The 22,559-nt window shown below is 73.3% G+C and carries 22 protein-coding genes and 2 tRNA genes; 7 read left to right on the forward strand and 17 right to left on the reverse strand.

All coding sequences use genetic code 11. From position 1 onward, the window contains the following. Positions 1-412: 412 nt before the first annotated feature. On the reverse strand, positions 413-1,570 hold the full coding sequence (locus ACI789_RS09380) for a thiolase family protein (RefSeq protein ID WP_457008308.1): 1,158 nt from the start codon (positions 1,568-1,570) through the stop codon (positions 413-415). 94 nt (positions 1,571-1,664) lie between these two features. Between ACI789_RS09380 and ACI789_RS09385 the strand changes: the two genes are divergently transcribed. Continuing rightward, a complete protein-coding gene (locus tag ACI789_RS09385) occupies positions 1,665-2,099 on the forward strand; it encodes a PH domain-containing protein (RefSeq protein ID WP_457008310.1) in 435 nt (144 codons plus the stop codon). Here the strand turns inward: ACI789_RS09385 and ACI789_RS09390 are convergent, their stop codons facing one another. From ACI789_RS09390 to ACI789_RS09400, 3 genes are all read right to left on the reverse strand, one after another. Beyond that, positions 2,100-2,858 carry a rhomboid family intramembrane serine protease gene (locus tag ACI789_RS09390; protein ID WP_456917992.1) on the reverse strand — a complete coding sequence of 253 codons (759 nt, stop codon included), beginning with the start codon at positions 2,856-2,858 and terminating at the stop codon, positions 2,100-2,102. A 134-nt stretch (positions 2,859-2,992) separates the two neighbouring features. Further along, a complete protein-coding gene (locus ACI789_RS09395; protein WP_457008313.1) occupies positions 2,993-3,526 on the reverse strand; it encodes a peptidylprolyl isomerase in 534 nt (177 codons plus the stop codon). 96 nt (positions 3,527-3,622) lie between these two features. After that, entirely contained in the window at positions 3,623-4,117 is a 495-nt protein-coding gene (locus ACI789_RS09400) for a DUF1059 domain-containing protein (RefSeq protein WP_457008315.1), read from the reverse strand. A 217-nt stretch (positions 4,118-4,334) separates the two neighbouring features. Between ACI789_RS09400 and ACI789_RS09405 the strand changes: the two genes are divergently transcribed. Together ACI789_RS09405 and ACI789_RS09410 are read left to right on the forward strand one after the other, a co-directional pair. Further along, complete coding sequence (locus ACI789_RS09405; RefSeq protein WP_457008317.1) at positions 4,335-4,745, forward strand: VOC family protein; 411 nt, start codon at positions 4,335-4,337, stop codon at positions 4,743-4,745. 31 nt (positions 4,746-4,776) lie between these two features. Further along, entirely contained in the window at positions 4,777-5,202 is a 426-nt protein-coding gene (locus ACI789_RS09410; RefSeq protein WP_457008319.1) for a cupin domain-containing protein, read from the forward strand. A gap of 55 nt (positions 5,203-5,257) precedes the next feature. Here the strand turns inward: ACI789_RS09410 and ACI789_RS09415 are convergent, their stop codons facing one another. Further along, positions 5,258-6,139, reverse strand: coding sequence for a sigma-70 family RNA polymerase sigma factor (locus tag ACI789_RS09415; RefSeq protein ID WP_457008320.1), 882 nt, complete (start codon positions 6,137-6,139; stop codon positions 5,258-5,260). An 83-nt stretch (positions 6,140-6,222) separates the two neighbouring features. Between ACI789_RS09415 and ACI789_RS09420 the strand changes: the two genes are divergently transcribed. The 3 genes from ACI789_RS09420 (at position 6,223) to ACI789_RS09430 (ending at position 7,427) form a co-directional block, all read left to right on the forward strand. After that, on the forward strand, positions 6,223-6,669 hold the full coding sequence (locus ACI789_RS09420) for a DUF6223 family protein (protein WP_457008322.1): 447 nt from the start codon (positions 6,223-6,225) through the stop codon (positions 6,667-6,669). Between the two features lie 66 nt (positions 6,670-6,735). Next, positions 6,736-7,110 carry a DoxX family protein gene (locus ACI789_RS09425; protein WP_457008324.1) on the forward strand — a complete coding sequence of 125 codons (375 nt, stop codon included), beginning with the start codon at positions 6,736-6,738 and terminating at the stop codon, positions 7,108-7,110. 80 nt (positions 7,111-7,190) lie between these two features. Then, positions 7,191-7,427, forward strand: coding sequence for a hypothetical protein (locus ACI789_RS09430; RefSeq protein ID WP_457008326.1), 237 nt, complete (start codon positions 7,191-7,193; stop codon positions 7,425-7,427). An 18-nt stretch (positions 7,428-7,445) separates the two neighbouring features. Here the strand turns inward: ACI789_RS09430 and ACI789_RS09435 are convergent. From ACI789_RS09435 to ACI789_RS09465, 7 genes are all read right to left on the reverse strand, one after another. Continuing rightward, positions 7,446-7,518 (reverse strand) — tRNA-Ala (locus ACI789_RS09435). A 29-nt stretch (positions 7,519-7,547) separates the two neighbouring features. Beyond that, positions 7,548-7,688 (reverse strand): DLW-39 family protein, encoded by a 141-nt coding sequence (locus ACI789_RS09440; RefSeq protein ID WP_456917998.1) that lies wholly within the window; start codon positions 7,686-7,688, stop codon positions 7,548-7,550. A gap of 101 nt (positions 7,689-7,789) precedes the next feature. Next, positions 7,790-7,863, reverse strand: a tRNA-Ile gene (locus ACI789_RS09445). A 70-nt stretch (positions 7,864-7,933) separates the two neighbouring features. Beyond that, a complete protein-coding gene (locus ACI789_RS09450; protein WP_457008328.1) occupies positions 7,934-8,647 on the reverse strand; it encodes a DUF3566 domain-containing protein in 714 nt (237 codons plus the stop codon). A 172-nt stretch (positions 8,648-8,819) separates the two neighbouring features. After that, a complete protein-coding gene (gene gyrA, locus ACI789_RS09455) occupies positions 8,820-11,288 on the reverse strand; it encodes a DNA gyrase subunit A (protein WP_457008330.1) in 2,469 nt (822 codons plus the stop codon). Positions 11,289-11,397: 109 nt separating this feature from the next. Next, on the reverse strand, positions 11,398-13,431 hold the full coding sequence (gyrB, locus tag ACI789_RS09460; RefSeq protein ID WP_457008332.1) for a DNA topoisomerase (ATP-hydrolyzing) subunit B: 2,034 nt from the start codon (positions 13,429-13,431) through the stop codon (positions 11,398-11,400). A 292-nt stretch (positions 13,432-13,723) separates the two neighbouring features. Next, on the reverse strand, positions 13,724-15,139 hold the full coding sequence (locus ACI789_RS09465) for an APC family permease (RefSeq protein WP_457008334.1): 1,416 nt from the start codon (positions 15,137-15,139) through the stop codon (positions 13,724-13,726). 67 nt (positions 15,140-15,206) lie between these two features. On the opposite strand from ACI789_RS09465, the gene ACI789_RS09470 reads away from it, so the two are divergent. Then, positions 15,207-16,790: an SDR family oxidoreductase gene (locus tag ACI789_RS09470; protein ID WP_457008336.1), complete on the forward strand. Its 1,584-nt coding sequence runs from the start codon at positions 15,207-15,209 to the stop codon at positions 16,788-16,790. Between the two features lie 193 nt (positions 16,791-16,983). Here the strand turns inward: ACI789_RS09470 and ACI789_RS09475 are convergent, their stop codons facing one another. From ACI789_RS09475 to gnd, 5 genes are all read right to left on the reverse strand, one after another. Further along, a complete protein-coding gene (locus ACI789_RS09475) occupies positions 16,984-18,753 on the reverse strand; it encodes an ABC transporter ATP-binding protein (protein ID WP_457008338.1) in 1,770 nt (589 codons plus the stop codon). Continuing rightward, positions 18,750-19,688 carry a hypothetical protein gene (locus ACI789_RS09480; RefSeq protein ID WP_457008340.1) on the reverse strand — a complete coding sequence of 313 codons (939 nt, stop codon included), beginning with the start codon at positions 19,686-19,688 and terminating at the stop codon, positions 18,750-18,752. Before ACI789_RS09480 ends, ACI789_RS09475 begins: the two co-directional genes overlap by 4 nt. Positions 19,689-19,732: 44 nt before the next feature. Next, positions 19,733-20,236 (reverse strand): DUF721 domain-containing protein, encoded by a 504-nt coding sequence (locus ACI789_RS09485; RefSeq protein WP_456918006.1) that lies wholly within the window; start codon positions 20,234-20,236, stop codon positions 19,733-19,735. Next, positions 20,236-21,438 (reverse strand): DNA replication/repair protein RecF, encoded by a 1,203-nt coding sequence (gene recF, locus ACI789_RS09490; protein ID WP_457008342.1) that lies wholly within the window; start codon positions 21,436-21,438, stop codon positions 20,236-20,238. The genes ACI789_RS09485 and recF overlap by 1 nt, the downstream gene beginning before the upstream one ends. A 65-nt stretch (positions 21,439-21,503) precedes the next feature. Further along, a complete protein-coding gene (gnd, locus tag ACI789_RS09495; protein ID WP_457008344.1) occupies positions 21,504-22,436 on the reverse strand; it encodes a phosphogluconate dehydrogenase (NAD(+)-dependent, decarboxylating) in 933 nt (310 codons plus the stop codon). Positions 22,437-22,559 lie beyond the last annotated feature (123 nt).

Here is a 22,559-nt window from a genome sequence, read left to right on the forward strand (position 1 = left end):
AGGTTTGTCCACCGAGTGTGGAGAACGGGTGTTCGACCGCACGCCGCTGACCTCGGCATCTGCCGGGTGTGAGACTCGTGTGACGAGAAGGGCAGCCGAGTAACTACACGACTGTGACTCCATCCCCAGCTGTGCACACAGCTGTGGATGAGTCGACTTGGCGGCAGCCGCCGGATGGCGACCTCGCCGCCCGCGTACCCCGGGAAGGAGCCGGCGACACGCGATCTGAGCACGGCAGATGTCCGGCGAGGACCGGTCGTCCCCAGGACGCCGACGGCCCCCGGTCCGCAGGGGACCGGGGGCCGTCGGCCGGGGACTGTCGATGGCCCCTCTGCAGGGTCCCGCCGCGAGCCTGCGAGTGGCGGGGGGCAGAGGGGTCCTTCTTCAGCCGCTATGACACGGGACGGCGACGTCAGCCGTCGATCAGTTCGAGGATCGTGGCGTTCGCCATCCCGCCGCCCTCGCACATGGTCTGCAGGCCGTAGCGCGTCCCGGTGCCCACCATGGTGTGGACGAGCGTGGCCATGATGCGGGCGCCCGAGGCGCCCAGCGGGTGGCCCAGGGCGATCGCGCCACCGCGGGGGTTGAGTCGCTCGGCCGGCGCCCCGGTCTCCGCCTGCCAGGCCAGCGGCACGGGCGCGAACGCCTCGTTGACCTCGAAGACGCCGATGTCGCCGATCGACAGCCCGGAGCGCTGCAGCACCTTCTGCGTCGCCGGGATGGGGGCGGTCAGCATGATCACCGGGTCGTCCCCGGCCACGACCGTGGTGTGGATGCGCACCAGCGGGCGCAGCCCGAGCTCGCGGGCCTTCTCGGACGTGGTGACCAGCAGCGCGGCCGACCCGTCGGAGATCTGGCTGGCGTTGCCGGCGCTGATGACCCCGTCGGCCTTGAAGGGCGTCTTCAGCGAGGCCAGCTTCTCCAGCGAGCCGCCGGGCCGCACGCCCTCGTCGGCCCGGACCACGGTGCCGTCCGGGGTCGTCACGGGGACGATCTCCTCGTCGAACGCGCCGTCGGCCTGGGCCTTGGCCGCCCGCTCGTGCGAGGACAGCGAGTACTCGTCGAGCTGGGTGCGGGAGAAGCCCCACCGCTCGGCGATCATCTCGGCGCCGATGCCCTGGTTGGGGGCCACGCCGTAGCGCTCCATGAAGCGCGGGCCCAGGGGGCGGCCGGTCGAGCCGTCCCCGACCGAGGAGCCCATCGGTACCCGGCTCATCGACTCGACCCCACCGGCGACGACGACGTCGGCCTGGCCGCTGACGACGGCTGCGGCGGCGAAGGCCACGGCCTGCTGCGAGGAGCCGCACTGCCGGTCGACGGTCGTGCCGGGCACCGTCTCGGGCCAGCCGGCGGCGAGGACGGCGTTGCGGGCGACGTTGTAGGTCTGCTCGCCGATCTGGCTGACACAGCCCCAGAAGACGTCGTCCACCGCGGCCGGGTCGATACCGGCGCGCTGAGCCAGGGCCTCGAGCACGTGGGCGGAGAGGTCGACGGCGTGCACGCCCGACAGCCCACCGCCCCGCTTGCCCACCGGCGTGCGCACGGCGGCGCAGATGACGGCATCTCGCATGGGTCCTCCTCGTCGACGTGGGCGGGATCACGCCCACCGGCGATCGTAGGACGTCCACGCATCGGTTCCCCAGCACCGATGCCAGGCTGGGGGCGTGGAGTGGTCGGCGCGACGGGGTGAGACGGCCGCGCTCGCCGTCGCCGCGGCCGTCCTGGCCCTGGCGACCGTCGTGCTGGACGCCGCGGGCCGGGTGCTGGTCGGCGGTGCCGCGCTGCTGCTGCTGGCCCTGGCCGTGCGGGACCTGCTGCTGCGGCCGCGGTTGTCGGCCGGGCCGGCGGGGGTCGTCCTGCGGACGCTGGGCGGCCGACGGCAGCTGCCCTGGACCGGGCTGCGGGTGCGGGTGCGCGAGACGCGCCGGCTGGGCGTCCGCTCCCGGCTGCTCGAGCTGGACACGGCCGCCGGTCCGGCCGAGGACGGCGTGCTGGTCCTCCTCGGCCGGCGCGACCTGGGCACCGACCCGGGCGAGGTCGCGCGGGCGCTGGGCGTGCTGCGGCCCCGTCCAGGCGGTGCGGACGACGGGGTCCGCTGACTAACCCAGGACGACCAGCGTCGGCACGGTCAGCGCCACCACGACGAGGGCGGCGGCCAGCAGCATGAGTCCGAGCACCTGGAACTCCGTGCGCCGGCGGGCCAGCACCACGATGCCGGTGGCGACGAACCCGGCCACCAGACCGCCGAGGTGGCCGAGCAGCGAGACGCCGGGCAGGAAGCTGATGACGACGTTGATCGCCAGCAGGGTGAGCAGGCCGCGCAGGTCCTCGCGGCGGGCGATCATCAGCACCGCCAGGCCGCCCAGCAGGCCGTAGATGGCCGCCGACGCGCCGGCGACCGGACGCCCGGGCTCACCGAACAGCTGCAGCGCCACTGCACCGCCGAGCAGCGAGACCAGGTAGACGGCGAGGTAGCGCCAGCGGCCCAGCTGCCGCTCGAGCTCGGAGCCGAAGACCAGCAGCGCGAGCATGTTGAGCACCAGGTGCACGACGCCGATGTGCAGGAAGGCCGCGGTGACCAGCCGCCAGTCCTCCCCGAGCTCGACCAGGACGGGGATCTGCGCCAGCCGGACGAACAGCGGCGAGAACTGGTTGTCCAGCGGGTTGGCCCCGGCAAGCCCCGCGGAGACCGCGGTGACCACGAACAACGCGACGTTGAGCCCGATGAGGGTCACCGTGACCGCGCCGAACCGGCGGCCGGCCCGGCGCAGCAGCGGCGCCTGGCGGGGCCGGCGCACGGTGGCGTTGCCCGCGCGGACGCACTCCGGGCACTGGAACCCCACCGAGGCGGGGGTCATGCACTCCGGGCAGATGGGCCGCTCGCAGCGGGTGCAGGTGATGCGGGTGGGCCGGTCCGGGTGCCGGTAGCACGTGGTCGGGGGCGCCGGCTGCGGCTGGCCGGGGCCGGCGCCCCCGTCGTCGGGGCTGGTGGTCAGCTGCGCTGCACCTCGACCGACTGCAGGACGACGTCCTCCACCGGCCGGTCCCCGCGGGCGGTGCGCACCTTGGCGATGCGGTCCACGACGTCGCGGCTGGCCTGGTCGGCCACCTCGCCGAAGATCGTGTGCTTGCCGGTCAGCCACGTGGTGGGGGCGACGGTGATGAAGAACTGCGAGCCGTTGGTGCCGGGGCCGGCGTTGGCCATGGCGAGCAGGTACGGCTTGGTGAAGGCCAGCTCGGGGTGGATCTCGTCGCCGAACTGGTACCCGGGGCCGCCGATGCCCTGACCCAGCGGGTCGCCGCCCTGGATCATGAAGCCGTCGATGATCCGGTGGAAGACCGTGCCGTCGTAGAGGCGGTCGGTGGTCTTCTCCCGGGTCTGCGGGTGGGTCCACTCCCGGCGGCCCTCGGCCAGGTCGGCGAAGTTCGCCACGGTCCTGGGCGCGTGGTCGGGGAACAGGTCGACGGTGATGTCGCCGTGGTTGGTGTGCAGCACGGCACGGCGTGCGGGAGTCGCTTCGGTCACGACGTCCACTCTCCCACTGGTCGGCTCCCCGCGAGGCACGGGGAGCCGACCGCGGCCCCCGGGCAGGGTCCCGCCGGGAGCCTGCCCGGGGGACTGCTACATGCGGCGGACCTCGGCGACGTCGAGGTTGCGGAAGGACGCCTCCCCCTCGGTGACCTCCTGCATCCGCTTCGAGATCTCCGAGGTCACCGGGTGCTCCGAGTTCCGCATCGCGGACGCGTGGTCGGGGAAGGCGACGATCTGGACGTAGGTGTCGGCACGGTCGTGGTCGGCCGTGACGGCGATCCAGCGGGCGGTCGTCTCCCGCCCCATCCGCTCCTGCCACTCGTCGCCCATCCGGCGGAACCCGTCGAGGTCGCGGGTGCGGAACTCGATCAGCTGGACGAAGGCGCCCTCCTCCAGCTGCAGGGCCTGCTCGTCCCCCATCGCGGCACGCAACTGATCCCGCAGCTGCGGGCTGTCGGTGTGGCCGTGCGCGGAGACCGCGTGCTGGACGGCCAGTTCGAGGACGTCGTCCTCCTCACCGGAGACGAAGACGGTGCAGTTGCTCTCGCTCGGCATCACCCGGCAGTCGATCGACTTCCGAGCCATGACTCCTCCTCAGGGGCCGAGCCCTGGCCCGACCGGCCGGTGGGCCACGGGCGGCGCCGACAGTGGCCCTGAGGACGGCGACCGTCCAGGGGCCGAGGTCCCTGGACGTCTGCTCGTGCCGAGGCGTCGCTCCCCGGTCACATCCTCCAGTCGCGGTCCGTCAGTGCTGTGACGGCGCCGCCCGCGGCGATGTGACAGGAAGCAGAGGAGAACCGCCGTGAACGCTCGAACGCAGATCCCCGCCCCGCTCGAGGGGCTCGGCAGCGTCCGCTACCTGGTCGACGACGTCGACACCGCCGTCGCCTTCTACGCCGGCCAGCTCGGCTTCGCCCTGCGAGCCGACGCCCGGCCGGCCTTCGCCGAGCTGGTGCGCGGCCCGCTGCGGCTACTCCTCAGCGGCCCGGCCAGCACGGCTGGGCGGCCCATGCCCGACGGCCGCACGCCCGTGCCGGGCGGCTGGAACCGCATGCACCTCGTCGTCGACGACCTCGACGCCGAGGTGAGCCGGCTGCGCGCCGCCAGTGTCACCTTCCGCAACGACGTCGTCAGCGGCCCCGGAGGGCGACAGGTCCTCATCGAGGACCCCTGCGGCAACCCCGTCGAGCTCTTCCAACCCGCCGGCGCCTGACCGCGCCCCAGTCGACACCGAGAGGAAAGCCATGCCCCCCGACCTCCGCAGCACTGTCCTGCTGCGCAGCGAGGACAGCAGTGGCCACGTGTCCGTGGTGGAGAACGTCGTCCCGGCGCGCAGCGCGGGACCTCCGCTGCACAGGCACGACTTCGACGAAGCCTTCTACGTACTGGAAGGCGAGCTCGTCTTCCGCGTCGGCGACGCGCTCCTCGCCCGCACCGGGGGACAGCTGGCCTTCGCCCCGCGCGGTGCCGCGCACGCGCTCGTCAACCGCCGCGATGCCCCGGCGCGGTACCTGCTCGTGTGCACCCCCGCTGGCTTCGAGCGCCAGTTCGCCCGAATGGCCGCGCAGGCGCACGGCACCGAGCCGCCACCCTGGGCGCTGCAGCCGATCCCCGAGGTCGTGCTACTCGGCCCATCCATCCTCCGGGAGGTTCTCGACCGCGTGGAGTGACGTGCCCGGGCGCGATCCGTCGATGGAGGGCCGGAGCTGGGACGGGTGCCAGGGATCAGTCCTCGAGGAGCACCACGTCGAGCGCGTCGAGGACGAGGGGGTCGAAGACGACGTCCACGGCGGTGATCCGGCCGCCGGAGACGACGAACTCCAGCGCCCCGCGCAGCCGTCCACCGAGCAGGAACACCGCCCCGGGGGCTCCGTCGAGCAGCGCTGCTCGTGTGGCTCGCGCCTTGCCCAGGAAGGCGCGGGCGATCGCCTGGTCGCCGCTGAGCCGCTGCAGCCCACCGAGATCGGGAACGGCGGCGTCTGCGCGCAACACGACATCCGGGTCCAGCACGGCCAGTAGCCCCGCGAAGTCGCCCCCGCGTGCGGCGGCCAAGAACGCCCGCACCACCTCCTGGCGGCGCCGGGCGTCCGTAGGGTCGGCGGTGCCCGCCGGCACACCCTGCACCCGGCGCCGAGCGCGGCTCGCCAGTTGTCGTGCCGCGGCCGGAGTGCGGTCGAGGACGGCCGCGACCTCGTCGAAGGGGACGGCGAACAGGTCGTGCAGCACGAAGGCGAGGCGCTCCGGCGGCGTCAGGGTGTCCAGCACGACGAGCAGTGCCAGGCCGACAGAGTCGGCCAGCTCCGCCTCGTGCTCCGGCTCGGGCCCGCCCTCGAGGTTCGGCGCGTGCAGGTCCAGTGGCTCCTCGCGGCGAGCCCTCCGGCGGCGCAGCACGTCCAGGCACACCCGACCGACGACCGTGGTCAACCACCCACCGAGGTTGGCCACGTCGGTGGACCCGTGGCGCTGCAGGCGCAGCCACGCCTCCTGCACGGCGTCGTCGGCCTCCTCCGCCGAGCCGAGCATCCGGTGTGCGACCGCCCGCAGGTGCGCGCGGTGCGCCTCGAACTGCTCGGCCAGCGGCTGCGCTCCTGCCGCTCCCTCGTCCATCGGTCACATCCTCCCGTCGACGCCCGTCACTGCAGTGACGGCGCCGACCACGGCGACGTGACGAGCAGCAGAGGAGATGCACCATGTCCGTCACTCACCTGATCGCCTCAGCGATGTCTGCCACGCTCGCGCTCCTGGGGTCTGCCGCGCCGGCAACCGCCCAGGTCGTGGTCCGGTCGACCGGCGCCGGCGCCTTCACCCCTGGGCGTTCCTGGTCCGTGGTGGCCGTGTTGCTGGGGCTGACCGGCGCGATCGTCGGAGGGCTGGCCCTGGTCCGTTCCCCTGGTCGTCCCGGCACCCGCAGCGGGAGGGGCGGCGTGGTGGCCCTGGTGACGGGGCTGGCCGGGGCGGTCGTCGGCGGACTGGTCGTGGCCGCCGCCGACGGAGGCCCTGGCACTGGCTCCGGGATCGTCGGAGGCCTCCTGGCCTCGGCGGTCGGGCTCACCGCCGCCGTCCTCGGCGGACTGGTCCTCACCCGGTCCCGCCGCGCTGCCGCACCGGCTGACCGGCTGACCACTCGCCAGCAGTGAGGAGCAACACGTCGGGTCTGAGTGAGGACCATCTCCCGGCTGGGCGGCGCTTCGAGGAGCATCGGCATGCTGCCTGCCTACGTCGCCGTCGCACTCGTCACGATCCTGGCGAACAGCGCCATCGCGATCGCCGACTACGCCAAGGCGGACTTCGTCCTGGCGAACTCCGCCGAGGTCGGCGTGCCGCGTTCGTGGCTGCCGCTACTGGCCACTCTCAAACTCGCTGGCGCAGCGGGACTCGCCCTCGGGATCCTGGTGGTGCCCTACCTCGACATCGCCGCGGCCACCGGCCTGGTCGCCTTCTACATCGGCGCGGTCCTCGCGCATCTTCGCGCCCGGGTGCTGTACAACCTGGCATTCCCTGGCCTCTACCTCGCCTTGGCCGCCGCTTCCCTCGCTCTGGCAGTTGCGAACGCTGCGCGGACACCCGTCGCGATCTAGATCAGCAGGGCTGCCTCTCGTCGGGGCAGTGCGGGGAACCCGGGCTCACGCCGCACGAGCTGCGGCACACCGCCGCCTCGTTGACGATCAAGGCCGGCGCCGACGTCAAGGCGGTGCAGCGGATGCTCGGGCACGCCTCGGCGGCCATGACCCTGGACCGCTACGCCGACCTGGACGACGCCGACCGGACGTCGCCGACCTGGACGACGTCGCCGACCGGCTGGACACGCTGCGGGCCGCAACCCACGGACGGGTTGCGGACTCTCTGCGGACCGACAGCCCGCTGGAGGGCTCGCCTGAGCCTCCGACGGAGGTGAGACCACAGGTGAGAGGAGTGGAGACGAGGGGAATCGAACCCCTAACCCCCGCCTTGCAAAGGCGGTGCTCTGCCAATTGAGCTACGTCCCCGGGTGTCCGGGGGGAGAACCCCCGGCGGGTCAGCGGGTGGGCGTGCTCACCGACCGGGAGCCGCGGGTGGCCTCGGCCCAGAGGTCGGCCTCGGCCCGGCCGGCCGAGCGCTTGCGGACCAGGGCGAGCGCCCCGGCCGCGGCGGCGGCCAGCGCCAGCTTCTTCAGCACGCGGTGTACCTCCTCGAGGGGGGTTCCCGCCTCCGGGAGGGAGGGGGCGGAGCGGCCCCGGACGGGGCGTTCCGACGGCACCTGGGGCGCCGGCACACGGGTGGGCCTGGGAGGACTTGAACCTCCGGCCTCATCCTTATCAGGGATGCGCTCTAACCGCCTGAGCTACAGGCCCGTGAACCTCGAACAGCTTACCTGGCCTGCCCGAGGCGATCGCAGGGGGGTGCGGAGGACGGGGTCCTCCCTCAGTCCCGCTCCGAGAGGGTCACCTCCAGGCCGCCGACGAGGTCCGAGCACATGTTGTAGATGAACGCCGCGACGGTGCACAGCGCCGTCATCAGCACGATGTTGATCGCACCGATGACCGCGGCGCCGCCGAAGACGATGCCCGGGGTGATGACCTCGCTGCCGCCCTCGCCGCCGGAGGCGGTGCCGAGCTGGCCGAACAGGTCGTTGAGGGTCTCGAAGACGCCGAGGCCGGAGAGGACGCCGTAGAGGACGCCGACGGCCACCATCCAGATGAAGAACATCGCGATGGACAGCACCAGCGAGATCTTCAGCGCCGACCAGGTGTCGACGTGCCGGAGCTGGAGGCGGGCGCGCCGCGGGCCGCGGGCGGCCTTCTGCTTGCCGGCGCCCTTGGCGGCGGGGGTGACCGCGGGCTGACCCGCGGACGGGGCGCTGTCCGGTACGGGGACGACCGCGGTGCCCTGGGCCGCCGGCGCGGAGGTCGCCGCGGAGGCGCCTGCACCGCTCGACAGCGGCTCGGCCGCGACCGGCGCCGTCCCGTCGTCGGTCTCCGCGGCCTGTGCCCGCTGGGTGCCCGTGTCGGGGATGGCCTGGGTCGCCGTGACCGGCGCCGTCCCGTCGGCCTGCCGATCGGTCGCCGTCCCCTTCGCCGCGGAGGTGTCCCCGGGCCGGGACCCGGTGCGCACCGAACCCTGCGTCCGGTCGCTCATGCGAGTCTCCCGTCCCCCAGCGGCCCGCGCCGCTCTCTCGTGCCCGGGTGGCCCGGCACGCCGCCGAGGGCGCCCGGGCGCCGTTCAGATCAGTGGTGGTGGTGCCGGACGGGGCGCGGCGCCCGTTCCCGGGGGCCCGGGCGCCGCGCCTCCTCCGACATCGCTCCCCAGACTAGGCGGAGGGCTCGTCGTTGTCCGTCGTACGCGCGATCGCCACGATCGAGACGTCTTCGGGCAAGTTCATGAGCTTGACACCCATGGTGGCGCGGTCCTTGTTGTGCCGGACCCCGTTGACCGGCGTGCGGATGACGCCACCGCCGGAGGTGATCGCGTACAGCTCGTCGCCGAGCCGCACCGCGAGGGCACCGACCAGCGACCCCTTGCGGGCCTTGGGGTCGGCGGTCAGGACGCCCTTGCCGCCGCGGCCCTGGTTCGGGTAGTTCTCGATCCCGGTCCGCTTGGCGAACCCCCGTTCGGTGGCGACGAGGACGTCGACGCCCTCCTCGACCACGATCATCGACAGCAGGGCGTCGTCGTCGGCGAGGGAGATGCCGCGCACGCCCTCGGTGGCGCGACCCATCGGCCGCAGCGCGGCGTCGTCGGCCTTGAACCGGATCGACATCGCCTTGCGGGTGACCAGCAGCAGGTCCTGCTCCGGGTCGATCAGCGCGGCGCCGACCAGCTCGTCGTTGTCGCGCAGGTTGATCGCGATGACGCCGCCGCTGCGCGGGGAGTCGAAGTCGGTCAGCCGGGTCTTCTTCACCTGGCCACGCGCGGTGGCCAGCACCAGGTACGGGGCGACCCCGTAGTCCTTGATCTGCATGACCTGGGCGATCCGCTCGTCCGGCTGGAAGGCCAGGATGTTGGCCACGTGCGCGCCTCGGGCGGTGCGGTTGGCCTCGGGCAGCTCGTAGGCCTTGGCCCGGTACACCCGGCCCTTGTTGGTGAAGAACAGGATCCAGTCGTGGGTGGAGCCCACGAAGAAGTGGTCGACGATGTCGTCCTGCTTCAGCGCCGCACCCATGACGCCCTTGCCGCCGCGCCGCTGCGACCGGTAGAGGTCGCTCTTGGTCCGCTTGGCGTAGCCGGTGCGGGTGATGGTGACGACGACCTCCTCCTCGGCGATGAGGTCCTCCATGGAGACGTCGCCGTCGTTGGCCACGAACTTCGTGCGCCGGTCGTCGCCGTACTTCTCCACGATCTCGGTGAGCTCGTCGCGGATGATCTGCCGCTGCCGCTCGGGCGAGGCGAGGATCGCCTGCAGGTCGGCGATGCGGGCCTCGATCTCGGCCAGCTCGTCCATGATCCGCTGCCGCTCGAGGGCGGCCAGCCGGCGCAGCTGCAGGTCGAGGATCGCCGTCGCCTGGATCTCGTCGACGTCGAGCAGCTCCATGAGGCCGGTCCGGGCGGTGTCGGCCGAGGGGCTGTTGCGGATGAGCGCGATGACCGCGTCGAGCTGGTCGAGGGCCTTGGCGTAGCCGCGCAGGATGTGCGCGCGCTCCTCGGCCTTGCGCAGCCGGTAGCGGGTGCGCCGCTGGATGACGTCGACCTGGTGGGTGACCCACAGCCGGACCAGCTCGTCGAGCCGCAGCGTCCGCGGAACGCCGTCGACGATCGAGAGCATGTTGCAGCCGAACGACGTCTGCAACTGGGTGTGCTTGTAGAGGTTGTTCAGCACGACCTTGGCCACGGCGTCACGGCGCAGGGTGATCACCAGGCGGCGGCCGACGCGGTCGCTGGACTCGTCGGCGATCTCGCTGATGCCCTGGAGCCGGCCGTCCTTGACCGCCTCGGCGATCGCCTCGGCCAGGTTGTCGGGGTTGACCTGGTAGGGCAGCTCGGTGACGACGAGCTGGACCCGGCCCTTGGCGTCCTCCTCGACGGTGACCACCGCGCGCATGCGGACCGAGCCGCGGCCGGTGCGGTAAGCCTCCTCGATCCCCTCGCGGCCGACGATCAGGCCGTGGGTCGGGAAGTCGGGGCCCTTGATCCGCTCCATGCACGCGGTGAGGGCCTCCTCGTGCTCGGCGTCCGGGTGCTCGAGCATCCAGAACACCGCGTCGGCGACCTCGCGGAGGTTGTGCGGCGGCATGTTGGTGGCCATGCCGACGGCGATGCCGGCCGAGCCGTTGATCAGCAGGTTGGGGACGCGCGAGGGCAGGACCAGCGGCTCCTGGTTGCGCCCGTCGTAGTTGGCCTGGAAGTCGACGGTCTCCTCGTCGATCCCGGCCATCATCTCCATGGCCAGCGGGGTCAGCCGGGCCTCGGTGTAGCGCATGGCCGCCGCCGGGTCGTTGCCCGGGGAGCCGAAGTTGCCCTGGCCGTCGATGAGCGGGTAGCGCATCGACCAGGGCTGGGCCAGCCGCACGAGGGCGTCGTAGATCGCCGAGTCGCCGTGCGGGTGGTAGTTACCCATGACCTCACCGACGACGCGGGCGCACTTGACGTACCCGCGGTCGGGGCGGAAGCCCTGGTCGTACATGGCGAACAGCACGCGCCGGTGCACGGGCTTGAGGCCGTCACGGACCTCGGGGAGCGCGCGGCCGACGATGACCGACATCGCGTAGTCGATGTAGCTGCGCTGCATCTCCTGCTGGAGGTCGACCGGTTCGACGCGGTCGCGGGCAGGGGTCTCGGTCACGGTTCAGGTCCTTCAGGTTCGGGAGCGGACGTCGGGCGCGATCCACCGTCGGCCCCCTCGCAGGGGCCCGCGCCGAGCGGAGCGAGGCGTGGGGAGCGAGGGGGTCCTTCTAGACGTCGAGGAAGCGGACGTCCTTGGCGTTGCGGGTGATGAAGCTGCGGCGGGCCTCGACGTCCTCGCCCATCAGCACGCTGAACAGCTCGTCGGCGGTGGCGGCGTCCTCGAGGGTGACCTGCAGCAGGATGCGGGTCTCCGGGTCCATGGTGGTCTCCCACAGCTCGGTGGCGTTCATCTCGCCGAGCCCCTTGAACCGCTGGATCATCTCCTCGCGGACCTTGCGGCCCTCCTGCTTGCCGGCCTCGACCAGCGCGTCGCGCTCGCGGTCGGAGTAGGCGTAGTCGTCGCCGTGCTTGCCGCCCCACTTGATCTTGTAGAGCGGCGGCTGTGCCAGGTACACGTGACCGGCCTCGACCAGCGGCCGCATGAAGCGGAACAGCAGGGTCAGCAGCAGGGTGCGGATGTGCTGGCCGTCGACGTCGGCGTCGGCCATCAGCACGATCTTGTGGTACCGCAGCTTCGACAGGTCGAACTCGTCGTGGATGCCGGTGCCGAACGCGGTGATCATCGACTGGACCTCGTTGTTCTTGAGGACCCGGTCGATGCGTGCCTTCTCGACGTTGATGATCTTGCCGCGGATGGGCAGGATCGCCTGGAACATCGAGTCGCGGCCGGACTTGGCCGAACCGCCGGCGGAGTCACCCTCGACGATGTAGATCTCGGAGTTGCGCGGGTCGGTCGAGCGGCAGTCGGCCAGCTTGCCGGGCAGCGAGTTGTTGCTCAGCAGGTTCTTGCGGGCCAGCTTGCGCGCGTCCTGCGCGGCGCGGCGGGCACGGGCCGCGGACGAGGCCTTGTTGATGATCGTCTTGGCCTCGGTCGGGTTGGCCTCGAACCAGTGCGCGATCTGCTCGTTGCACACCCGCTGCACGAAGCCCTTGACCTCGGTGTTGCCGAGCTTGGTCTTCGTCTGGCCCTCGAACTGCGGGTCGCCGATCTTCACCGAGACGATCGCGGCCAGGCCCTCGCGGATGTCTTCGCCGGTGAGCTTCTCGTCCTTGGGCTTGAAGAGCTTCTTCTCCTCGGCGTACCGGTTGACGATCGAGGTGAGCGCCGTGCGGAAGCCCTCCTCGTGGGTGCCGCCCTCGTGCGTGTTGATCGTGTTGGCGAACGAGTAGACCGACTCGGAGTACGCGTCGGACCACTGCATCGCGACGTCCACGCTCATCCGCATGTCGTTCTTGCCGACGCCCTCGGCGCCGAAGCTGATGATCGAGCGGTGGATCGCCGTCTTCTTGGCGTTGATGTGCTTGACGTAGTCCTCGAGACCGCCGTCGTACCGGTAGGTGATCTCGGTGGCCTCGAACGCCTCGGCCTCGGCACCGGGCTCCGGCGCGGCCTCGGCGAGGGTGACCTCCTCGGCCATGCCCGTCTCGACCTTGCCCTGCCCGGGCCGCTCGTCGCGCAGCACGATGGTCAAGCCCTTGTTGAGGAAGGCCATCTCCTGCAGCCGGCGGCTGATCGTGTCGAACGAGTAGGTCGTCGTCTCGAAGATGGAGCCGTCGGCCCAGAACGTCGTGGTGGTGCCGGTCCCGTCGGTGGGGCCCACCTTCTCCAGCGGGCCGGGCTTGGCCATGTCGTAGTGCTGGAACCACTCGAAGCCGTCCCGCTTGATGCGGACGTCGAGCTTCGTGGACAGCGCGTTGACGACGGTGACGCCGACGCCGTGCAGGCCGCCGGAGACCGCGTAGCTCTTGCCGTCGAACTTGCCGCCGGCGTGCAGCACGGTGAGGACGACCTCGACAGTGGGGCGCTTCTCGACCGGGTGCATGTCGACCGGGATGCCACGGCCGTTGTCCTCGACCCGGACGCCGCCGTCGGCGAGCAGGGTGACCTTCACGGTGTCGCAGTGGCCGGCGAGGGCCTCGTCGACGGAGTTGTCGACGACCTCCCACACCATGTGGTGCAGACCCCGCTCACCGGTCGACCCGATGTACATACCGGGACGCTTGCGGACGGCCTCGAGACCCTCGAGGACGGTGATGGAGCTGCCGGAGTACGCGTTGTCAGTCTGAGGTCGAGCGACCACGTGGGGCCCTTCTGTCGCGCAACCGGCGCACGGCTCCCCCGCGAGCGGCGGGGGGCAGGACGGCGTAGAGAGGCGCTGAGCCGGTTGCTGGCGGTTCCTGCCTCCCAGGATACCGGGTCCTACGACAGGAATGCCGCCGTCCACGCCCTGAGGAGGGATCTGCGCCACTCGCGACTCGTCAGCCACCCCCGATGGTGGACCCCGGGTCGACACGCCGTCCCGCGGCCGCTGGGTGGCCCGGTGCCGGGCCCCGCCACGAGCGTGCGAGGCGTGGGGGAAGGGTGGTCCTTCCTCAGTTGACCGGGCCGCCCTTGGTGAACCGGTCGGGGTCCAGCGGCGGGACGGCGGGCCCGGTCCGCCGGTTGACGAGCACCGTCACGCCCCACAGCACGACGCCGATGGCCAGCAGGATGCCCGCGATCCGGTACTGCTCGGGAGGCCGGCCGGCCCACGGCGTGGCGAGGAAACCGCAGGCCAGGGCGCCGATGACGGGCAGCACGGTGGGGGTGCGGAAGTGGTCGGCGTCCACCGTGTCCCGGCGCAGCACCAGGACGGCGACGTTGACGACGGTGAAGACGACGAGCAGCAGCAGCGCCGTCGTCCCGCCGAGGGCCGGCACCGCGCCGACGAAGGTGATCAGGCCGAAGGCCAGCGCGGTGGTGAACAGGATCGCGGTGGTGGGTGTGCGCCGCCGCGGGTGCACCCGGCCCAGCAGCGGCGGCAGCACGTGCTGGCGGCTCATCCCGTAGACCAGCCGGCTGGCCATGAGCATGTTGATCAGCGCGGAGTTGGCGACGGCGAACATGGTGATGACGCCGAAGATCCCGATCGGGAAGCCGGGCGCGCCGGCCTGCACCACCTGCAGCAGCGGGGTGTCGCCCTCGCTGAGGTCACCGGCCGGCACCAGCGCGATGGCCGAGATGGACACCAGCACGTAGATCAGGCCGGTCAGGCACAGCCCCGCCAGCAGCACCTTGGGGAAGATCCGCCGCGGCTCCTTGCACTCCTCGGCCATGTTCACCGAGTCCTCGAACCCGACCATGGCGAAGAAGGCCAGCCCGGTCGCGGCGATGACCCCGCCGAGCACGGACCGTTCCCCGGTGTCGAACTCGGTGACCCGGGAGAAGTCGCCCTCCCCCAGCCCCAGCGCCCACACGCCGACCCCGATGACGATCAGCAGGCCGGACAGCTCGACGCAGGTGAGGACCACGTTGGCCTTGACGCTCTCGCCGACCCCCCGGTGGTTGACCAGGGCGACCAGCGCCATGAAGCCCAGGCCGATCAGGGTGATCCCGATGCCGTCCTCGATGCCGAGGCCGAACACGCTGGCCGCGTTGGCGCTGAACGCCCGCGCGGCCGTGGACGCCGACGTGATGCCGGAGCTCATCACCGCGAAGGCGACGAGGAACGTGACGAAGTGGACGCCGAACGCCTTGTGCGTGTACAGCGCCGCACCCGCGGCCTGCGGGTACTTCGTCACCAGCTCCAGGTAGCTGAACGCGGTGACCAGCGCGACCAGGAACGCGACGAGGAACGGCAGCCAGACGACCCCGCCCACCTGCGCGGCGACCTGGCCGGTCAGCGCGTAGATCCCGGTGCCGAGGATGTCGCCGACGATGAACAGCAGCAGGAGCCCGGGGCCCATGACCCGCTTGAGGGTGGGCTGACCGTCCTCGGTCCGTTCCGGTGCCTCGGTCGCGTCGGCCATGCGGGCCTCCTGCTCAGCTCGTGCCGGGTCACTGTCGTGTCCGACCGCCGTTGGCCAGGCTCAGCCGATGGTGGACCCCGGCCCGATCGCGCGCGACCCGAGCACCGCCGGTCCGGACGCCGGACACTGGGGCATGGCCGACCCCGCCGCCACCCCCATGACCTGCCTCGTCACCGGTGCCACCGGCTACATCGGGGGCCGGCTGGTCCCCGAGCTGCTCGCGGCCGGCCACCGGGTCCGCGTGATGACCCGCTCGCCGGAGCGGCTGCGCGACCACCCGTGGGCCGGGCAGGTGGAGATCGCCCGGGCCGACGCCGGGGACGCCGCGGCGGTCGCCGCCGCCTGCGCCGGCGTCGATGTCGTCTACTACCTGGTCCACGCGCTGGGCACCGGCCCGGCGTTCGAGGAGACCGACCGGCGGACCGCCCGCGTGATGGCCCGGGCCGCGCGCGAGGCCGGGGTCGGCCGGCTGGTCTACCTCGGCGGTCTCGAGCCGCGCAACGAGGAGCTCTCCCCGCACCTGCGCTCCCGCGCCGAGGTCGCGGAGATCCTGCTGGGCTCCGGCGTCCCGACCGTCGTGCTACGAGCGGCCGTCGTCCTCGGCTCGGGGTCGGCGTCGTTCGAGATGCTCCGGTACCTGACCGAGCGGCTGCCTGTCATGGTCACGCCGCGGTGGGTGCACAGCCGCATCCAGCCGATCGCCATCCGCGACGTGCTGCGGTACCTCGTCGGCTGCGCGACGCTGCCGCCCGACGTCCACCGCTGCTTCGACATCGGCGGCCCCGACGTCATGGACTACGAGCAGATGATGCAGCGCTTCGCGGTCGTGGCCGGCCTGCCCCGGCGGCGGATCCTGCCGGTGCCGCTGTTCACGCCGTCCCTGTCCAGCCACTGGGTCGGGCTGGTCACGCCGGTACCGGCCGGGATCGCCCGCCCGCTGGTGGAGTCGCTGCGCAACACCGTCGTCTGCGGCGAGCACGACATCGCCCGCTACCTGCCCGACCCGCCGGAGGGGCTGCTCGGGTTCGACGACGCGGTGCGGCTGGCGATCCAGCGCACCCGCGACTCCGCCGTCGCGACCCGGTGGTCCTCGGCGTCGGTGCCGGGGGCGCCGTCCGACCCGCTGCCCACCGACCCGGACTGGGCCGGCGGCAGCCTCTACGTCGACGAGCGGACCCGCGAGACCGACGCCGCGCCGGCCGCCCTCTGGCGGGTGGTCGAGGGGATCGGCGGGGAGACCGGCTGGTACTCCTTCCCGCTGGCCTGGGAGGTGCGCGGCTGGCTCGACCGCGCGGTCGGCGGGGTGGGGCTGCGGCGCGGCCGCCGGTCGCCGGAGGACCTCTACGTCGGTGACGCCCTGGACTTCTGGCGGGTCGAGGAGCTCGACGAGGGCCGGCTGCTGCGGCTGCGCGCGGAGATGCGGGTGCCGGGGCTGGCCTGGCTGGAGTTCCACGTGGAACAGGAGGACGGCCGCACCCGGCTGCGCCAGAAGGCGACCTTCCGGCCGCACGGGCTGTTCGGTCACCTCTACTGGTGGGCGTTGGTCCCGTTCCACGGGTTCGTCTTCGGGGGGATGGTGCGCAACATCTGCCGCGCGGCGGAGGAGGGCACCGCCGCCGCCGTGGGGGAGCAGCGGGCCCGGGCGGTGTGATCTGTCGTCCTCCGGACGACACCGCGGCCAGGTGCCGGGAAGGACCCCGTGCCCCCACGCCTCGCATGCTCGGCGCGGGCCCCTGCACCGCGGCCGATCGACGCGCTGAGCCCTGCCCGGCACTCGATCGCGGAGCCTCCGGCCCCACTCCTCGCACCGCCCCGCAGGGCGTCTCACCTCAGGCGCCGGGGAGCTACACCAACAGCTGGGCGGCGGCGAGCTCGCGGTAGAGGGGGCTGGTCTCCACCAGCTCCTGGTGCGTGCCGCGGGCGACCACCCGGCCGCCGTCGAGCACCACGATCTGGTCGCTGTCGAGCACGGTCGACAGCCGGTGGGCGACCACCAGCAGCGCCCGGTCGGCGGCGGCCGCGGCCAGCGTGGTGCGCAGCAGCTGCTCGTTGCGGGCGTCGAGGCTGGCGGTCGGCTCGTCGAGCAGCAGCAGGGCGGGTCGGGCGAGCAGCGAGCGGGCGATCGCCAGCCGCTGGCGCTCCCCGCCGGACAGCAGCACGCCCTCGTCGCCGACCGGCACGTCCAGCCCGCGCGGCGAGCGCTGCACCACGTCGGTCAGCCCGACGTCGGCGAGCACCGCCCACAGCTCCGGGTCTGTGGCGCCGGGCGCGGTCAGCAGCAGGTTGTCGCGCACCGACCCGGCCAGCACCGGCGCCTCCTGCTCGACGTAGCCCAGCCGCGCCCGCAGCCCGGCGCGCGGCAGGTCGCGGACGTCGGTGCCGGCCCACCGGATCGCCCCGCCGGTCAGCGGGTAGAAGCCCTCGACCAGGGCCAGCACCGTGGACTTGCCCGCCCCCGAGGGCCCGACGAGCGCGACCCGCGAGCCGGCGGGCACGGCCAGCGACACCCCGTGCAGCACCTGGGTGCCGTCGGGATAGGCGAAGGTCACGTCGTCGAGCTCGAGCAGGGGGACGTCGGCCCGCGGTGGGGACGCCGGGACGGCGACGGTCGCGCCGCCGCGCTCGGACCGGTCGTCCACCTCCGGCGGGAGGGCGAGCACCTCCTGGATCCGGGCGAGCGCCCCGAGCCCCATCTGGATCTGGTTCCAGGCGCCGATCGCCCGGCCCAGCGGCATGACCAGCAGGAACAGGTACAGGATGAACGCGACCAGGTCGGCGACGGCGATCGAGCCGGTGGCGACCCGGTACCCGCCCAGGCCGAGGACGGCGAGGAACGCGCCCTGGACGGCGATGGCCCCGGCCGGGGAGACCAGCGCCTCCAGCCGCGCCACCCGCACCCCGGCCGCGTAGGCCCGGCCCGCGCTGGCGCCGACGACCTCGACCTCGCGCGCGGTGGCGCCGCTGGCGCGGATGGTCCGGACCGCCGTCAGCGCCCGCTCCACGGCGGCGGTCATCGCGCCGACCTCCTCCTGCGCCCGCTGCGACAGCTTCCGCACCCGGCGGGACACCGAGACGACGACCGCGACGCCGAAGGCGACCGAGAGCACCGTGACCAGCAGCAGCCAGCCGTCGACGACCGCCATCGCCACCAGGGCGCCCACCCCGACGACGACGGAGCCGGCGATGTCGACCACGCCGGAGGTCACCGTGGCCCGCAGCAGCGTGGTGTCCGCGCCCACCCGCGACATCAGGTCGCCGGTCCGCCGCCGGTCGTACTCGGCGACGGTCAGCCGCAGCAGCCGGTCGGCCAGCGTCCGGCGGGTGGAGAGCACCACGCCCTCCCCGGTGCGCTGCAGCAGGAACTGCTGGGCCGCGCTCAGCGCCGAGGCCGCGGCCAGCACGGCGACCAGCAGCAGCACCGGCGGCAGCAGCGCCCGCCCGGCACCGACGGCGTCGATGACGGCGGCGACCAGCGCGGGCTGGGCCAGCGCCCCGGCCGCGGCGACCAGGGACAGCGCCGCCGCCCCCAGCAGCGGCCCGCGGTGGGGGCGCAGCAGCGGGAGCAGCTCGCGCAGGCCGGCCGCCGGCGCCGGCGGACCGGCCGGCTCGGTCACGGGACGACGGCGAGGGCGCCGACGATCGCCGTGAGCAGCCGGGCGTGGTGCTCGATGAGCTCGGGACGGTGGCCGTCGGGCCGGATGGCGGCGACGAAACCGGCCGCGGTCCAGAACTCGTCCCCGTCGTCGGTACCGAGCAGCAGGCCGCGCACGGTCGCGTCCTCCACCAGCCGCCGGGTCGCCGGGCCGTCGTCGGCGGCCAGCAGCACCCACCGGGTGTCGAACTCCGGGTCGCCGCTGGGCACCTGGACCAGCCCGCCGGTGCGGTGCTTCCAGAACCGGGCGGGCGAGAGCCGCAGCGGCGGGACGGCGGCCAGCACCGGTGCTGCGGTGATCGCGTACTCGGGGACGACGGTGCGACCGGACGCGTAGAGCACGTCGAAGGCGACCAGCTCGAGCGAGCCGTACCGCCCGCGCATGACGCCGGCCGGCCGGTGGTCCTTCGTGGCGCGGACCGGCGCGGTGCGCACCAGCTCGGCGAGGACGGCGTCCTCGGGCGCGGTGCCGTCGGAGATCGCCCAGCCGTGCTGGAGCGCCCAGCCCTGGGCGCCGACCGGGTCGCCCTGGTAGGCGAAGACCCGCTCGACCTCGCCCGGGGTGCGGGGACGCCGCCCGCCGAAGAGCCCGCCGCGCGCCGGCGGCGCCTCGGCCGGGGGCGCCCCGACCGGTGGCTGCCAGCCCGCGGGCGGCTCCCACTCCGGCCGCTCCCCGGGGGTCGGTTCCCCGGACGGCCGGTCCGCCGACGGCTGCGGGCGCTCGGGCTGGGCCGCGGGCAGGTCCCAGCCGGGGGGCTGCCACGGCGTGGGCTCGTCGCGCGGCGGCTGCGGGTCGGAGGGGTCGCCCCCGCCCAGGTGCGAGGGCTCGCGCCAGCCGCTGCCCTCGTCGCGGCGGTCGTCGAAGCCGTCGCGGTCGCGGTCACGGGGGCTGGTCATCGCTGCATCGTCCTCCCGGAGCGGCCCGGCCGTGGGCGGTGCTCCTATCCGTACGTGTCCCGGGGCCCCCGCCCGCGGACCGACCGCGGACCCTTCTTCCAGCTGGGGGCCGTCGGTCCCACAACGCGCAGGCGGGTCACGACGTCCCCGCCGACCGAGGCGCGCAGCTTGCCGAGGATCGTCGGCGCCAGCAGCCGCAGCTGGGTTGCCCAGGCCGTCGACTCCGCGACGACCAGCAGCTCCCCCTCGGTGAGCGTCTGCGGTGTGCAGTGCGCGGCGATCTCCGGCCCGACCAGCGCCGACCACCGGCCGAACACCGCGCCGACCTTGGTGTGCTCGGTCCAGTCCTGCGACTGCACCAGCGAGTCGACCAGCCGGCCCAGCGGCTGCGGGTCGTCGTCCCCGGGCCTCGGGCCGGTCCAGCTGCGGCGCGGGCCGGCGATCCGCCGCCGGGTGGGCCGGGGGCGCGCCGCGGAGGCCGCCCGGGCCGCCTCCAGCGCCGCCCGTGCGATGTCGCTGGGCCGGCCGGGGCGTTCGCCGTCCGACATCACCGCGCCCCCTCCTCGAGCACCGCGCCGTCCACGGCCCCATCCTCGGCACCCGGCGGCGTCAGCGGAACCGCCTGCCCGCCGGCGACCTGCACCACGGTGCGACGCAGCTCCGGTGGGACGTCGTCGAGGACGGCCGCGGTGATCAGCGTCTGCTCCGCGGACCGGGCCACGGTCGCCAGCGCGGCGCGCCGGTCGGCGTCCAGGGTGGCGAAGACGTCGTCGAGCACCAGGATCGGTTCGTCGCCGTCGGCCCGGAGCAGCTCGAAGCAGCCCAGCTTGAGCGCGAGCGCCAGAGACCAGGACTCCCCGTGGCTGGCGAAGCCCTTGGCCGGCAGCGCCCCGAGGGAGATGACCAGGTCGTCGCGGTGCGGCCCGACCAGCGTCATCCCCCGGTCGACCTCCTCGGCGCGGCGCTCGGCGACCCGCTCGCGCAGCGCCGTGCTCAGCTCCGCGATGTCGGGCAGCCGGGAGTCGGGCGCGAGCGGCGTCCCGTCGCCGGCCAGCGGCACCGTGCTGGTGTAGCCGAGGGCGGCGACGGCGGCGTCGGCTCCGGCCACGCCGGCGTACGCGCGGGCGACGTGCGGGGCGAGGTCGGCGACCAGCCGGAGCCGGGCTGCGAGCAGTTGGCCGCCGAGGTCGATGAGGTGGCCGTCCCAGACGTCGAGCGTGGCCAGCGCGTCACCGCGGGCCAGCCGGGCGGTCTTGAGCAGTGCGTTGCGCTGCTTGAGCACCCGGTCGTAGTCGCTGCGCACGCCGGCCAGCCGTGGCGTGCGGCTGACCAGCAGGTCGTCGAGGAACCGCCGCCGCTCAGCCGGGTCGCCGCGGACCAGGACGAGGTCCTCGGGCGCGAAGAGCACGCTCTTCACCAGGCCGAGCAGTTCCCGGGGGCGGGGCAACGGGGCCCGGTTGACCCGCACCCGGTTGGACCGGCCGGGGTTGATCTCGATCTCGACGAGCAGTTCCCGGTCCTCGCGGCGCAGCGCCGCGCGGACCACCGCCTGGCCCGCGCCCTGCCGCACCAGCGCGGCGTCGCCGGTGACCCGGTGGCTGCTCATCGTGGCGAGGTACCCGACCGCCTCGACCAGGTTGGTCTTGCCCTCCCCGTTGCGGCCGACGAAGACCGTCGGGCCGGGCCGCAGGGCCAGGTCCACCCGCTCCCAGTTGCGGAACGAGCCGAGCTGCAGGTGCCGGACGTACACCTGTCAGGCCCTCGAGGGGCAGAAATGGCCTTTTCTGCCCCTCGGAGAGGTCGGGAGGAGCGTGCTCACGCGGGGCGCTCGGCCTCCTGCGCCTGCACGGCGTGCACCGCGTGGCCGCCGAACTGCTGGCGCAGCGCGGCGACGGCCTTCATCGTCGGCGAGTCGGTCTGCCGGGAGGAGAACCGCGCGAACAGCGAGGCGGCGATCGCCGGCATCGGGACGGCGTTCTCGATGGCCTGCTCGACGGTCCAGCGGCCCTCGCCGGAGTCCTCGGCGTAGCCGGTGATCTTCTCCAGCGCCGGGTCCTCCTCCAGCGCGCGGACCAGCAGGTCCAGCAGCCAGGAGCGGATGACCGTGCCCTGCGTCCAGGACTTCACGACGCCGGGCACGTCCTCGATCAGGTCGACGGCGGCCAGCAGCTCGTAGCCCTCGCCGTAGGCCTGCATCATCGCGTACTCGATGCCGTTGTGGACCATCTTGGAGAAGTGCCCGGCGCCCACCGGACCGGCGTGCACGAAACCGGCGCCGGGCAGCTCCTGGCCCGACTCGTCCTTCGGCGCCGGGGGCTTGAGCGCGTCGAAGACCGGCTGCACCTTGGCGACGTCCTCCTTGGTGCCGCCCACCATGAGCGCGTAGCCGTTCTCCAGGCCCCAGACCCCGCCGGAGACGCCGGCGTCGACGTAGCCGACGCCCTTCTCGCGGCACATCACGTCGTGGATCTGGTCGTCGGTGTACTTGGAGTTGCCGCCGTCGACGATCACGTCGCCGGGGCTCAGCAGCTCGGCCAGCTCCTTGACCGTGGCCCGGGTGGGCTCACCCGCGGGCACCATGACCCACACCACCCGCGGCGCCTGCAGCGCCTGGACCAGCGCGGGCAGGTCGTCGACGTCCCGCTTCTCCGGGTGGTGGTCGAAGCCGACGACCTCGTGACCCGCGCGGCGCAGCCGCTCGCGCATGTTGCCGCCCATCTTGCCCAGCCCGATCAGCCCCAGCTGCACGACTGTGTCCCTTCTCGACGGCCATCCGGCCCGCACGTCCTCGACCCCATCGTGGTGGACCGGGGCGGCCGCCGCGCGACGGCCCCGGTGGCTCTCCTGCCGGAGCCCGCGCGCGAGCGGCAG

It is taken from the genome of Geodermatophilus sp. SYSU D00965 (genome assembly GCF_054050075.1).

Bases quoted from the DNA above. Each gene is read 5' to 3' on its own strand.
- ACI789_RS09380 (WP_457008308.1), bottom strand. From the start codon at position 1,570: ATGCGAGATGCCGTCATCTGCGCCGCCGTGCGCACGCCGGTGGGCAAG.
- ACI789_RS09390 (WP_456917992.1), bottom strand. From the start codon at position 2,858: ATGACCCCCGCCTCGGTGGGGTTCCAGTGCCCGGAGTGCGTCCGCGCG.
- ACI789_RS09400 (WP_457008315.1), bottom strand. From the start codon at position 4,117: ATGGCTCGGAAGTCGATCGACTGCCGGGTGATGCCGAGCGAGAGCAAC.
- ACI789_RS09410 (WP_457008319.1), top strand. From the start codon at position 4,777: ATGCCCCCCGACCTCCGCAGCACTGTCCTGCTGCGCAGCGAGGACAGC.
- ACI789_RS09415 (WP_457008320.1), bottom strand. From the start codon at position 6,139: ATGGACGAGGGAGCGGCAGGAGCGCAGCCGCTGGCCGAGCAGTTCGAG.
- ACI789_RS09420 (WP_457008322.1), top strand. From the start codon at position 6,223: ATGTCCGTCACTCACCTGATCGCCTCAGCGATGTCTGCCACGCTCGCG.
- ACI789_RS09425 (WP_457008324.1), top strand. From the start codon at position 6,736: ATGCTGCCTGCCTACGTCGCCGTCGCACTCGTCACGATCCTGGCGAAC.
- ACI789_RS09450 (WP_457008328.1), bottom strand. From the start codon at position 8,647: ATGAGCGACCGGACGCAGGGTTCGGTGCGCACCGGGTCCCGGCCCGGG.
- ACI789_RS09465 (WP_457008334.1), bottom strand. From the start codon at position 15,139: ATGGCCGACGCGACCGAGGCACCGGAACGGACCGAGGACGGTCAGCCC.
- ACI789_RS09470 (WP_457008336.1), top strand. From the start codon at position 15,207: ATGGTGGACCCCGGCCCGATCGCGCGCGACCCGAGCACCGCCGGTCCG.
- ACI789_RS09480 (WP_457008340.1), bottom strand. From the start codon at position 19,688: ATGACCAGCCCCCGTGACCGCGACCGCGACGGCTTCGACGACCGCCGC.
- ACI789_RS09485 (WP_456918006.1), bottom strand. From the start codon at position 20,236: ATGTCGGACGGCGAACGCCCCGGCCGGCCCAGCGACATCGCACGGGCG.